10 protein-coding genes are annotated in these 12,416 nt (G+C 50.2%); 4 read left to right on the top strand and 6 right to left on the bottom strand.

All coding sequences use genetic code 11. The annotated features are described in order from the left end of the window. Window positions 1–211: 211 nt before the first annotated feature. The 4 genes from AC3WRR_RS11395 to AC3WRR_RS11410 all read left to right on the top strand — a co-directional run bounded on the left by AC3WRR_RS11395 (window position 212) and on the right by AC3WRR_RS11410 (window position 4,159). Window positions 212–1,399, top strand: a complete 1,188-nt coding sequence (locus AC3WRR_RS11395; protein ID WP_492297002.1) for a KpsE/RkpR family capsule polysaccharide export protein — start codon at window positions 212–214, stop codon at window positions 1,397–1,399. Between the two features lie 15 nt (window positions 1,400–1,414). After that, the gene (locus tag AC3WRR_RS11400) at window positions 1,415–2,206 is read left to right on the top strand and encodes an ABC transporter permease (RefSeq protein WP_492297003.1); all 792 of its coding nucleotides are present in this window, start codon (window positions 1,415–1,417) and stop codon (window positions 2,204–2,206) included. Then, window positions 2,203–2,862, top strand: coding sequence for an ABC transporter ATP-binding protein (locus AC3WRR_RS11405; RefSeq protein WP_492297005.1), 660 nt, complete (start codon window positions 2,203–2,205; stop codon window positions 2,860–2,862). The genes AC3WRR_RS11400 and AC3WRR_RS11405 overlap by 4 nt, the downstream gene beginning before the upstream one ends. Window positions 2,863–3,031: 169 nt before the next feature. Next, the gene (locus AC3WRR_RS11410) at window positions 3,032–4,159 is read left to right on the top strand and encodes a glycosyltransferase family 4 protein (RefSeq protein ID WP_492297007.1); all 1,128 of its coding nucleotides are present in this window, start codon (window positions 3,032–3,034) and stop codon (window positions 4,157–4,159) included. Window position 4,160: 1 nt separating this feature from the next. Here the strand turns inward: AC3WRR_RS11410 and AC3WRR_RS11415 are convergent, their stop codons facing one another. From AC3WRR_RS11415 to AC3WRR_RS11440, 6 genes are all read right to left on the bottom strand, one after another. Further along, window positions 4,161–5,288 (bottom strand): glycosyltransferase family 4 protein, encoded by a 1,128-nt coding sequence (locus AC3WRR_RS11415; RefSeq protein ID WP_492297009.1) that lies wholly within the window; start codon window positions 5,286–5,288, stop codon window positions 4,161–4,163. Continuing rightward, complete coding sequence (locus AC3WRR_RS11420; RefSeq protein ID WP_492297011.1) at window positions 5,285–6,178, bottom strand: NAD-dependent epimerase/dehydratase family protein; 894 nt, start codon at window positions 6,176–6,178, stop codon at window positions 5,285–5,287. Before AC3WRR_RS11420 ends, AC3WRR_RS11415 begins: the two co-directional genes overlap by 4 nt. Window position 6,179: 1 nt before the next feature. After that, the gene (gene gmd, locus AC3WRR_RS11425) at window positions 6,180–7,214 is read right to left on the bottom strand and encodes a GDP-mannose 4,6-dehydratase (RefSeq protein ID WP_492297013.1); all 1,035 of its coding nucleotides are present in this window, start codon (window positions 7,212–7,214) and stop codon (window positions 6,180–6,182) included. A gap of 115 nt (window positions 7,215–7,329) precedes the next feature. Next, the gene (locus AC3WRR_RS11430; protein WP_492297015.1) at window positions 7,330–10,089 is read right to left on the bottom strand and encodes a DUF4214 domain-containing protein; all 2,760 of its coding nucleotides are present in this window, start codon (window positions 10,087–10,089) and stop codon (window positions 7,330–7,332) included. 23 nt (window positions 10,090–10,112) lie between these two features. Further along, complete coding sequence (locus AC3WRR_RS11435) at window positions 10,113–11,057, bottom strand: NAD-dependent epimerase/dehydratase family protein (protein ID WP_492297017.1); 945 nt, start codon at window positions 11,055–11,057, stop codon at window positions 10,113–10,115. Window positions 11,058–11,229: 172 nt separating this feature from the next. Further along, window positions 11,230–12,396, bottom strand: a complete 1,167-nt coding sequence (locus AC3WRR_RS11440) for a polysaccharide biosynthesis/export family protein (RefSeq protein WP_492297019.1) — start codon at window positions 12,394–12,396, stop codon at window positions 11,230–11,232. Window positions 12,397–12,416 lie beyond the last annotated feature (20 nt).

Genomic DNA, 12,416 nt, shown 5'->3' on the forward strand with positions numbered 1-12,416 from the left:
GCCGTTGTTATCGCGTTGCATCCTTGGTGGCGATCGATGGTACTCGCACACGTCAATGGTTATAATCCCTTCCTTTGAAAAACTGCCGCCTTGAGCTCGGTTGCGCGGCATCATCGAATTGGACTTGCAATAAGCAGGGGCCGTCTGAAGGCTTGAAGATCGTTCGGGAGTCGGTTTTCGTTGCGAAATCGGGGATCGCCGGGCCTGCTTAATGACATACCACCGCATTGCTTTGGAATTAATCTTGGATACGGTACTGAAAGACGGATCGTCGCAACAAGCGACTGAGAGGAAGGGCGGGCTTCTTCAGCGCGTAAGGCGAGTCAACCGCCTATTCCTCGCCACGGTGGTAATGCCCACGGTTTTGGCGAGTCTCTATTTTGGCGTGATCGCGTCCGATATCTATGTTTCTGAGTCTCGCTTTGTCGTACGGAGCCCGCAGCGCCAGACACAGACTAGTGCTCTTGGTGCCCTGCTCCAGGGAACAGGATTCTCTAGAGCTCAGGATGACACATACGCGGTTGTTGACTATATAAAATCTCGTGACGCTTTGACGGAGCTGAATCGCGGCGACTTTATCCTCAATTCCTATGGAAATCAGGGTGATATCTTTAGTCGCTTCCTTCGGCAAATAGATGATAGCTTCGAAGCTTTGTGGAAGTACTATACGAAGCATATCATTACTGTCGAACTGGACTCCACGTCGGCCATCACTACACTTCAAGTGCGCTCTTTCTCATCAGGTGATGCTCAACGAATTAACCAAGAGCTGTTGGTTATGAGTGAACATCTGATTAATCGCATGAATGAGCGGGCGGCAAGGGATACCGTTCAATTCGCACAAAGTGAGGTCGAAGCTGCCACCACGAAGGCTAAGGATGCTGCAGCGGCGTTGGCGGCGTATAGGAAATCAAACAGTGTTTTTGATCCCGATAGGCAATCCGCGCTCCAACTTCAACAGGTTACTGCGCTGCAGACGCAACTATTCAGTGCGCAATCGCAACTTAGCCAACTGCAGACCATCGCCCCGCAAAATCCGCAAGTTTCGGTCCTGAAAGCGAGTATTCTTTCGCTAGAAAAGCAAATAAATTCGGCTACAAGTGGAGTAACGGGAGCGGCGGGCTCGCTTTCGGATAAGGCTGCCAGGTATGCACGTCTTCAACTGGACTCGCAGTTCGCAGATAAACAGCTGGCGTCTGTAATGGCGAGCCTTGAAAATGCCCGTGCCGAGGCACAGCGTAAGCAACTATACCTGGAGCGCCTAGTCAACTCCAATCGGCCAGACGTTGCTGTTGAGCCCAAGCGACTTAAATCTACGTTTGAAGTTTTTGTTCTGGGGCTCCTAGTTTGGGGGGTTCTAAGCTTGTTGTTGGCCGGCGTAAGAGAGCATAACGATTGAAGCAGAGGCGTCCCTATGAAAAAGGAAGCACCATTGCTGAGATCGTTTGAGATCCAATGTCGAGTAATTGGCGCGTTACTGATGCGAGAGGTGCTCACGCGCTACGGTCGTCATAATATTGGCTTTCTATGGGTATTTTTGGAGCCGATGTTATTCACTTTAGGTATTCTCGCATTGTGGACAGGCCTCAATGCTACCCATGGCACGGGTATATCCATTGCTGCATTTGCAATCACTGGCTACTCGTCGGTGCTGCTTTGGCGTAACTGCGCCACGCGGTGTGCACTAGCAATTCTGCCAAACCAAAGTTTGCTATATCACCGGAATGTCAGGGTGATCGATCTATTTTTCTCTCGTATTATTCTCGAAATTTCCGGGGCAACGATCTCCTTTATCGTTTTGACGGCGATATTTGTTTCGCTGGATTTGATGAGGGCACCTGCGGATATTTCGTTGGTATTGGGCGGCTGGTTATTTCTGGCCGTATTTGGATGCGGTCTGGGATTTGCTACAGGCGCTCTCAGCGAAATGAGTGACACGATGGAAAGGCTTTGGCACACCGCGGCTTATCTTCTCTTTCCTGTCTCTGGGGCCGTCTTTCTCGTTGAATGGTTGCCGACGTCGCTCCAAAAGCTGGCGCTATTGCTCCCCATGGTTCATGGAGTTGAGATGATTCGTGCAGGATATTTTGGTTCCGCTATCCACGCATACTATGATCCGATCTATATGATCTGGTCGGATTTAATTATCATGTTAATTGGGCTAACGCTGGTTCGTCGTGTAAGCCAAAGCGTGGAGCCGGAATGATTGAGCTTTCTAATGTATGTAAAAGCTATCGGACGCGGCAAGGGAAACACGACATACTACGTGGAATCAATCTCACTGTACGGCCAGCGCAAAAGATTGGTGTGTTGGGCCGAAATGGAGCAGGCAAGTCAACGTTAATTAGAATGATTAGCGGCGCAGAGCTACCGAGCGCCGGAACAATTCGCCGGAAGATGAGTGTCTCCTGGCCGTTGGCCTTTGGAGGCGCGTTCCAGGGGAGTCTGACGGGCTTGGACAATCTGCGATTCGTATGCAGAGTGTACGGAGTGAATCCATACGATAGGGTTGATTACGTTCAAGAATTTTCCGAGCTTGGCTATTATTTAAGGGAGCCGGTCCGCACGTATTCTGCAGGGATGCGGGCCCGATTGGCATTCGCTATTTCGATGGCAATTGAGTTTGATTGTTTTTTGATTGATGAAATTGTTGCTGTAGGAGATAGTCGATTTCAGGAGAAATGCCATCATGAGCTTTTCGAGCGGCGTAAGGATCGTGCAATGATTATAGTTTCGCATGATCCAACTTATATTCGCGATCATTGTGATAGTGCGGCTGTTCTCGTAAAGGGGGCACTTCATAATTTTGCTGATGTAGGCAGCGCTTTCGAGTTTTATGAATCGGCCAATCGTAGTGCGTGAATTGGTATCAAGACGCGGTGTATTCGCGAAGGTCGTACGTTGGATGTGTGTTCAACTCCTCCCGCTGCTTCCCCTCGGCTACGTGGGTAGGATTCGTGGGATTCTGGATTGCCAAGCAAACCGGGGGGCGCGATCGGAACCCAAGCGCCAAAGAGAGCTTCTTGTCGATGTGTCAATTATTGTCAAAAATGACGCAGGTACAGGAATTCAACGAGCGGTCAAGGCTCTTCTAGTCGAGCTCATTAAGAGCCCGCCAGCGGGATTCTTGATTCGTCCAGTTGCTGCCACAAGGTCAAGCAAGTATGAGTATGCCGACGCATATCTCGGCAAATTAATCGGGGCACCCAAACGCGCCGACCCTGTTGCCGCGGCGGCTCCTGGTAGTTACGGTGACGTCTTCCTCGGCCTCGATTTAGCAAGCCGTATTGTGTCGGCACGACGCCATGAATTGGCGCGGATGAGAATAACGGGCGTTCAACTCGCCTTTGTTGTTTACGATTTGTTGCCGTTGTCTCATCCCGAGTGGTTTACGCCGCGAGCGCGCAAGGATTTTCGAAATTGGTTTAAAACCATCGCTGCATTCGGTGACGCTCTTTACTGCATTTCTAACTCGGTAAGAGAAGAGGTGGAGGTGACGTTGGCCAATTCTCTACATTTGCACGATTCGTGTCCGATACTCTCACATTTTCATTTGGGATCCGATTTTTTGAGCTCGACATCTGTGCGTACCATACCCCGCGTGATTCCAAAAAAAGGTATTGGACACATGCATACAATTTTAATGGTTGGCACCATCGAGCCGAGAAAAGGTCATTTTCAAGCCCTCAATGCCTTTACGCGTCTTTGGCAGGAAGGCATTGACGTAAAACTTGTCATCGCTGGCAGACAAGGGTGGCGTATGGAGGCGTTTTTTGAAAAGCTCCTCCAGCACCCGGAGTACGAGAGGCGCGTTGTTTGGAAAAGCAACGTTGACGACGTCGAGTTGTTTGAGCTTTACAATGAGGCGTCAGGGTTGCTTTTCGCTTCAGAGGGCGAAGGCTTTGGTCTGCCAATAATAGAGGCATCACAATTCAACATCCCTATCCTTGCTCGAGATTTACCAGTACTCAGAGAGGTAGCTGGAGAGTCCGTCGCATACTTTAGCGCGACGTCACCGGATGACCTCGCGTTTGCTATTAGATCATGGCTTCAAGCAATCGGTGAGGGAAGAGCACCCGTTAGCGGAAATATGCGTCGGCTCGACTGGAGAGCCAGTGCGCGTCAACTCGGGGTGCTTCTTGAACGACAGGCAGCCTGATCTAATCAGCCAAGTCTCTGTACACTGACAGTGTCGAATGAGCGCACTCCTTCCACGTATGGTTGGCTGCCACCACTAATCCCTTCGCTCTCGCCATTACACGCCAATCATCGTCTGTCGCCGCCCGGGTGATAGCGCTAGCAATGCCAGAAATATCACCTGGTGTAACTAGAAGCGCGGCGCCGCCAGCAACTTCCGGAAGGGAGGAGCAATCAGATGTGACGGTAGGTATCCCACTGGCCAAAGCTTCGAGGACAGGTAAGCCAAAACCCTCATAGAGGGACGGGAAGATGAAAGCCCGGGCACCTGAATAGAGTTCAGGAAGTTGATCCTCCGGGACATAGCCTAGATGGATAAGCCATCCCTCATGCTTTCCTTTATCGATCGACTTTAGGAGGTCGTCGTTGAGCCAACCAGAACTTCCGACTAATACAAGTGGAAAACGGCACTTTAGGTCGTTATCCAAAGTTCCATAAGCCGACAATACATCGTCAATACGCTTTCGGGGTTCCAGCGTAGAGACGCAAAGATTGTATTTGCCATGAACTAGCCCGTACGAACTTAACGTTCTACACGTATCATCTTGGCCGCGTGGATGAAAAACAGGAGATACACCAAGATGAATGGCCGTAATCCTGTTTAGTGGCCAAGAGAAAAAAGAGGCAACCTCCCGACGGATTGCCTCGGTGTCTGTGATTAGATGTTGAGCACGCTTCAGACTATCTGCAAAGTTCTTCTCAAAGTGTCTGATTCGTTCCGCCGGATGTGTCGCTGGGAAACGAAATATCGAAAGATCGTGAACGGTAATGACGCCACCTTCTACACCCGCCGGGAGAAAGTAATTGGGGGAATGGAAGAGGTGCGTTTTAAAGGCTCGATTGCTCCAATGAGTATGAGCTTTCCTGAAGAGTTTTGGCAAACGCGAGAAGGAGGCCCTGGGCTTGTTGCTGCTCTTCTCCGAGTCTATATTAAGAAACGTGAAAGGGTCTTGCAGCCAGATGCCGTTGAAATAGTAGCGGAGCGATTCCAAATCGCGCTGCTGTTCGAGATACTTGGCGATTTCGAATGCGTAACGTCCAATGCCAGTAAGTGGCGGAGAAATAGCGTCAACCCCAAAGATCAACTTCATGCTTGTGCTTCTAACATCCAGTGCAGTGTTTCGGACAAAGGCGTTACTTTGAGAGGTCCGATTAGGGATCGAAGTCGCTGATTACTTCCAATCAATATCGGAACCTCGTTCTTTCGAAATAGTGCGGAATTTGATGTGATATTAGGATGGTACCCCGTTAAATCACTGAGAAGAAGGATAATGTCCCGGAGCGAATAACCTATACCGGAACATACGTTGATTATCTTTCCCGCGAAATCGACATGCAATAGCCGTCTATAGGCGTCGACGATCATCCTCACATCAGAGAAATCCCGTATCACATCAATGTTCCCGAGTTGTAGAGTGTCGCGTCCCTTTTTGAAGCTGGAGGTTAGCTTGGGAATAATAAATCTTTCACTCTGTCCGTTGCCGGTGTAGTTGAATGGGCGGGCAACGATAAGAGGCAACTCCTTCCTCCAACTGTCCAGCAGCGACTCCATTGAGAGTTTGCTCGCGCCATATGGACTACGTGGTTCCAAGACTGATTCTTCCCCTATCGGCTGCGCACCGGCATCTCCGTAGACGCTCGCGCTGCTCGCCAACAGTATCGCATCGGGAGCGGTATTGGCACTTGCAATAGCTTCAAGTAAATTCTTCGTTCCTGTTACATTGGTTGCAAAGATGCTATTTGTATCATCGTGCAATGGACTGGAAATGGCTGCCAAATGAACGACGATATCTGGTTTCAGATGCAAAAGGATCTTCTTCAGGGCAGCTGCATCCAATAAATCGCAATTAAAGTATGGCCAGCGGCTGCCCGGATACCGCGGGTGTCCAAGGCCGCAAACTGAATACCCGGCCCTATCCAACTCCTCTGCCAGATGAGATCCGGTAAAGCCGGCCATTCCAGTTATCAAAACCTTGGACATGTTAAAACGAGAAACCTGCCTTATTTCTGCGCAAATCACTTTCGACCATCATTGTAGACAGTTTCTCCAATGTGGTTTTGGGTTGCCAATCGAGATCAGTATATGCCTTCTCTGGATCGCCAATAAGTAGATCTACTTCGGCAGGACGATAGAATTTTGGATTTATCGAGACAATAACCTTTCCAGTTTTTCGATCGCGGCCAATCTCATTTTCATTGCTACCTTCCCAGGCTAGGTCGAAATCAGCTGCCCGAGCTGTCATCGTAACGAAATCACGAACAGTTTCGGTGCGATTGGTCGCCAAGACGTACGTATCAGCCACCGGAGCTTGAAGCATCCGGTACATGCCGTCAACGTACTCTTCCGCGTAGCCCCAGTCCCGCTTTGCATCAAGGTTCCCCAATTCCAGGGCATCAAGCATGCCGAGGCGGATCTTGGCGATCGAGTCGGTGACCTTGCGCGTGACAAACTCGCGGCCTCGCAGAGGGGATTCGTGATTGAAAAGAATTCCACTCACCGCGAAGATACCGTAGCTCTCGCGATAATTCACAGTCATCCAATGGGCATAAAGCTTTGCCACCGCGTAGGGACTTCGAGGATAGAACGGAGTCCTTTCGGTTTGGGGCACTTCCTGAACCATGCCAAACATCTCGGAAGTGCTAGCTTGATAGAATTTGATTGTGGGATCAACGAGCCGGATGGCTTCCAGCAGATTAAGAACGCCGAGCCCAGTAATTTGAGCAGTGGTGACTGGCTGATCAAAGGAGACGCCGACGAAGCTTTGTGCGGCAAGATTATACACTTCGCGTGGCTTAGTATCCTTCACCAACCGAATGCTGGATGCCAGGTCAGTAAGATCATACTCAACAAGATGGAGATTTCCGTGGCCCAACACTCCGAGCTCGTTGAGTCGCCAGAAGTTAACGGAACTGCTGCGGCGATAAGTACCATAAACGTTGTAGCCCTTGTTCAAGAGCAGTTTTGCCAAGTACGCCCCGTCCTGACCTGTAATTCCCGTAATGATTGCGTTCAACATTTGAAATATTCCTGATACTTGAACTTCTTTGGGGTGCCGATTCTCTCGGAAACCCGCCGGACAGCTAATGCTGTTACGGCGGGATCTAGAGTCTTGGCGTTCGCCGGAAGATTTATTATTCGCAGTAGATCATTTCCACTGCAGGATTAATGAAACTTACTGCGGTAGCAACATTGCTGGTCACATGAATAAAGGCGTTGCATCGTGCCAGAAGGTGGGCGTCAACAATGACCTCCTTGGCCATGTTAAGCGACCACTTGCTAGGATCGGCGGCAATGAGGTTCTGGATCTGATGGCCCTCACGAAGTTGCTCCGACTGAGCAAGCGATTTATAACGCTGATCATCTGTGCTAGTTGTGCGCGTGACTCCGTTACGAGCGATAAGACGCTCGCCGAAGATGGCCTTCATATAATCAATGACGGCCTCTTGGTCGGTGGCAACGAATATCTTGTAATCGACCAATCTATTTTTGGACACGTAATCAAGGATCTTGCGAGCAAATTCCGAAACACCCGGCATTAGTCCATCATGTTGTTCGATTGAATGTGACGGGTGCTTAATATGGACGCCGATGACAAATTGCCCATTAAAATGTACATCCGAAAATGAATCGATCTCAGTCTGAATTGTATCCCGTAGCTTAAAGTGCTTCTTATAGAAGCCATGGTACCAACGACGCCAGTCCGAGAAATCCTTTTGCTTATAAAGCTTATAGGCGTGAATGTAGGTAAGATTCGGCTCATTCCGCTCATTAAAGTCATCGTAGAAAATGACATCTTTTCGGAGGAAATCCTCATTGCTGTAGTCGGCCTCATTAACGGGCACATCGCTCAAAGGATAGAATAGCTTCGTGAAGATGTTTCCATCAGTATGCGTGCCATAGCAGAAGCTCATCGGCTTTTCGATCTTTCTATATTCCGAGATCGTGCTGATTCGCCAGTCAGGAATAATTGCGGCGACGTCTGTCCTGCCCCAGTTCCATGCAAAGTGGGAGAGAAACGTATTAAAGACAGAGAAGAAACCTCCATCATGAGCCGGGATAATGATCTTTTGATTTCCGTGCTGATAGGAATTCAGCTGCTTTTCAGCCTTCGCAAGTGTTTGATACTTCTTGAACAGGGCGCGAGACGATGTGCAGATGCGATCCTTATAAAGCACATCTTCATCTGACAGAAAAATGTTCTTTGGCGACACAATGGTTCGATAAAATTCTCCTAACGCGCTATGATCGAACTTTTGCGAGAATTCACGTCGCTCTTTTTCACCTTGTGCGTGTTTGATGTAGTTGAAGTACGCTTCATTCAGCGCGGCGCAGACATCACGGTCATCATATGTCGTTTGAAGTCCGATATATTGCCCGTCGAATGCTTCGTATAGGGCTGGCTCATATCCGGCAACTGGAATTGAAATAAATTTTCCACTTTCAATGAGCTCATCATGGGCATGTCCTGCAGAAATAATCGCAGGTTTCCCAAGTGCCATAGCTTGCCGTGGGGTGATTGAATAGCACTCACCCTTTGAAATCAGAGCGAATACATCAAACGAGTTCATGAGGGACAGATACTTACTGTCGTCCAAGGCGAGCTGCGACAATGTTATATTCTCTGCACCATTCTGTTCGACGTAGTCTGCAACTTCGCGATAGCCGCCACCGAAGTCAAGAGGTGTATGAACTACGAGTTCAACGTCATCGCGCCCTTGGAAGCAGGTATTAAAGCAGCGAACAAGCTGTAGAATATTCTTACGCTTGCTATAACTTGCAATGCAACCGAACCGAAATTTTCTGTTTTCTGCTGTATTTGCGGGGCTTTCAGTAAATCTCTTCAAATCGATAGAAAGTGGCAGATGGAAGACCGGGATCGCAACGCCAGAGCTTTCAATCATCTTTTTCCCCCACGCAGACGGCGTGGCAACTGCATCAAAATGCTCGTTAATCCGATCAACCCACCAACCCGGAAGGCGGGTGGAATCGAAGACGACGTAGGCAATTTTAATTGCAGCCTTAGGAAGTTTTAGATGATTGTTGTCGTTGTAGTGGTTCGCGAAGACGTCGGTATAAATAGCAATATCAACGTTTTCGCACTCTGCCAGCGTGATGACCTGGCTCTTCAGCGATGCTGGAGCTTTGTCCCAGCGGCTATCCTCAGGGCGCGCATCGATGAACGACACGTTATAGTTTCCGTCCAGATGATGTAGGAAAGCGGACGCATGAAGCCCGATTCCGGTCGACGGATCAAATCGGCCGCTAATGCTAATGCTTCGTGCATTTGGGAGGGACCTGACCTGAAGGGATGATCTCAGAATCTTCGTAAGTTGTTGCCCGCTCGAACTGGAATGAACTGAGATTGTCGTCCAGGGCTGGTCGATATTTACGAGAAAACGCCCCATTGATTGGCTGGCAACCAATCTCTTGGACCCGAGTCGAAACTCGAGGGAAGAGTTCAGTTCCTGGAGATCATGTACAGTCCTACCAGACTTCGTGAGTTCAAAAAAAATACCGATGCCATCCTTAAACGACGTAAATCGAGCTACCGTGGCTCCGGTAACCGCGGTACGCATCGGCTTGATATTGCCGTATTCACTGAGTTTGGAAAAGACGTGCCTTCCGGTGGCGAGTACTTCAACAATATTGGGGTAAAGCTTATTCTTGATCAATTCATCGCCAAGCAGCGAATGAATTGCATGAAGGCGCTCCGACCAACCGAAAGGGCGTCTTGCGAACTCTTCTGACCCCATGATACCCAGGACTACTTCCAGGTGTGATGTACCTCGTTCGAGCCGTTGGCTGTGGGATATCAAGCCACCTGAATCTGGAAGCCTGCCCAAAAGTACTTCATAACAGCGATAAATAAAATCTCTAAAGCGATTTTGCATTCGTAATTCTCTGGGTGTGTTAATTAATCGCGAATAGTTGTTCCACTTTCGACGTTGTCGAAGTACCAGTCTAATGTTTCTTTCAGGCCGCTTTCAATTGTGTGAACGGGTTTAAATCCATGCTCGTTTAGTCTGGAGATATCGCAATATCGGCGAGGAATGCCGACGGGCTTGGCTGAATCCCATTGGATTTCACCGTCAAACTGACTTAGCGCAGTGAGTGTGGAGACGATATGGCCCATAGTCGTTTCCTTGCCCGATGCGATATTTACTATGCCGCTACCGTTCTTCATTAGACTAATGGCTGCGCGCGCTGCATCCATCGAAAATAAGAAATCTCTTGTTGTTTCAGGGTGTCCCCAGACGTGAAATGGCGTGCGATTCTGAATCGCCGCATACATCTTCATAATAAGAGATGGGATGACGTGTCCCGAGGTGGCATTGAACCTATCGTGAGGGCCATACAGATTTGTGAAGATTCCGTAGACAAAATCCTTGCGATATTTCTCCGCAAGCAACTCCAGATATGAGAGGGCGTGTCGTTTGGCCATGGCGTAGCCAAACTCGCCATGATGTGGGGTGCCAGTAAAGGCATTTTCTTCAATGAGGGGCATTGCAGCATAGGGGTAGCCGTATGCTGCGACGGTGCCGGCAAAGAACACCTTCTTTACTGATTCGATCGAACTTGCGGCGAGAACAGCATCATTGATCACAGTATTCGTAGATAGCGCCTCGAGGGGATACCGCAGATTTCCCCCAAGGCCGTGAACACGCGCCGCATAGTGGAAGACGTAATCGGGTTTCGTGGCCTCAAAATAGTTTCGTACGGCCAGTCGGTCCTCAAGGTTCAGTTCGGTCCTCGACGGTGCGTAGACAGTCGCACCCTCCACCGTTCGTAACAGGTCGGCAGTGGATTTTCCCAACATTCCGGTAGCACCTGTTACGATGATTTTAGTGTTTTCAAACATTTGAATTTTTGTCCCTGATTTAGGTGGTGATATATATCACTTCAATCTGTTGCCAACGATTTATATCACCTGCGTGCGCCTAGCCTTTGAGAAGCTTCATTAAGCTCAAATATGGGGCTTTCGAAAAGCCTACGAACGTGACAAACAGGGGCGTGGCATTTTGTTTTGGCTGTTACTTGAAGGTGTTAACGGTGCTCACCACTGGGTAAGCTACCGAAAATACGACATTCAGGAATTTCTGAAGCTCGGCTATTGGTGCGTTCGATACGTAAAGGAGATCCTTGTTATCCATCACGAAAGTTTGCGCCACAAAGAAGCTCCCGGGGTCCTTAAGGTTGATGCGGTAGACCACCGGTACCTTGCCGTTTTGTGTGGTACGTACCGGTTGTCGCGGCCAGGGGAGGGCGTTGGCATTCTCGAAGCGGAAGATGAATACACCTTGCGCGTCCGAGCGAGAATCCTCCAGGCCGCCGGCGCGGGCGATGGCCTGGGCCAGCGTAATCCCCTGAGCCTCGAAGTTGACTTCTTGGTTCTTGCCCGTGGCGCCCAGTGCGGTGAAACTGAGCGGCTGATACAGCGCGGTCACTACGTCACCGGCGCGCAGCGGCACGTTCTGTCTTGGGTCGCGGATGATGGTTTGCAGAGGCAGGGCCTGAACCGCGCTGCCGCGGGTGACCTGGATGGTCATCTTGTCCACTGGCTGGCGCACGCCCCCAGCGCTGGCTACTGCGTCTAGCAGCCGTTCGCCGCGCGCCGTCAGTTGCATGCGTGTACTGGAGGCTACGTCGCCAACCACGGTGACATAGGAGGTGACATTCTTCGACAGCCGCACCAGCACCTGGGGCTGGTTGGCTTTGCCCTTGAGGGCAGTGACGATGTCCTTTTCCAGTTGCGTGGTGGTACGTCCGGCAGCCTTGATCTGGCCGGCAAAGGGCATGTTGATATAACCGTCACCGCTAACCATCTGTTCAGGCAGAACGGTGACTCGGGCGCTTGTGGGCGCAGCGCGCGGATCCATTCCTGCGGCCCCAAACAGCGTGGCCGGCGGCGCCTCCCAGACTGAGACCTCAATGGTGTCCCCCACGCCGAGTTGTTGCTGGAATTGGGAACCGTTGCCTAGGGAACGGGCAAAATCAGTGGCCTGACGTTCGGCCAGAAGCCGCTGGGCTACCTCTTCGGTGACCTCTACGATCTGGATCCCGGCCGTAACGGAGGCTTCGACCGAGGAGTCTGTAACTTGCGATCTGGTCGGGCCGGAGGAGGGAATGGAGGAACAAGCGGTAAGGCTGACCGTGCTGATGGTTGACACGGCCACCAACAAGGCGGACAGGCTGCGCATTCTGGAAGAGTGGTTGAGGC

The organism is Cupriavidus sp. FW305-3-2-15-C-LB2 (genome assembly GCF_058787575.1).

Excerpts from the sequence above, each read along its gene's own strand:
- AC3WRR_RS11395 (WP_492297002.1), top strand. The coding sequence starts at position 212 with ATGACATACCACCGCATTGCTTTGGAATTAATCTTGGATACGGTACTG.
- AC3WRR_RS11400 (WP_492297003.1), top strand. The coding sequence starts at position 1,415 with ATGAAAAAGGAAGCACCATTGCTGAGATCGTTTGAGATCCAATGTCGA.
- AC3WRR_RS11405 (WP_492297005.1), top strand. The coding sequence starts at position 2,203 with ATGATTGAGCTTTCTAATGTATGTAAAAGCTATCGGACGCGGCAAGGG.
- AC3WRR_RS11415 (WP_492297009.1), bottom strand. The coding sequence starts at position 5,288 with ATGAAGTTGATCTTTGGGGTTGACGCTATTTCTCCGCCACTTACTGGC.
- AC3WRR_RS11420 (WP_492297011.1), bottom strand. The coding sequence starts at position 6,178 with ATGTCCAAGGTTTTGATAACTGGAATGGCCGGCTTTACCGGATCTCAT.
- gmd (WP_492297013.1), bottom strand. The coding sequence starts at position 7,214 with ATGTTGAACGCAATCATTACGGGAATTACAGGTCAGGACGGGGCGTAC.
- AC3WRR_RS11430 (WP_492297015.1), bottom strand. The coding sequence starts at position 10,089 with ATGCAAAATCGCTTTAGAGATTTTATTTATCGCTGTTATGAAGTACTT.
- AC3WRR_RS11435 (WP_492297017.1), bottom strand. The coding sequence starts at position 11,057 with ATGTTTGAAAACACTAAAATCATCGTAACAGGTGCTACCGGAATGTTG.
- AC3WRR_RS11440 (WP_492297019.1), bottom strand. The coding sequence starts at position 12,396 with ATGCGCAGCCTGTCCGCCTTGTTGGTGGCCGTGTCAACCATCAGCACG.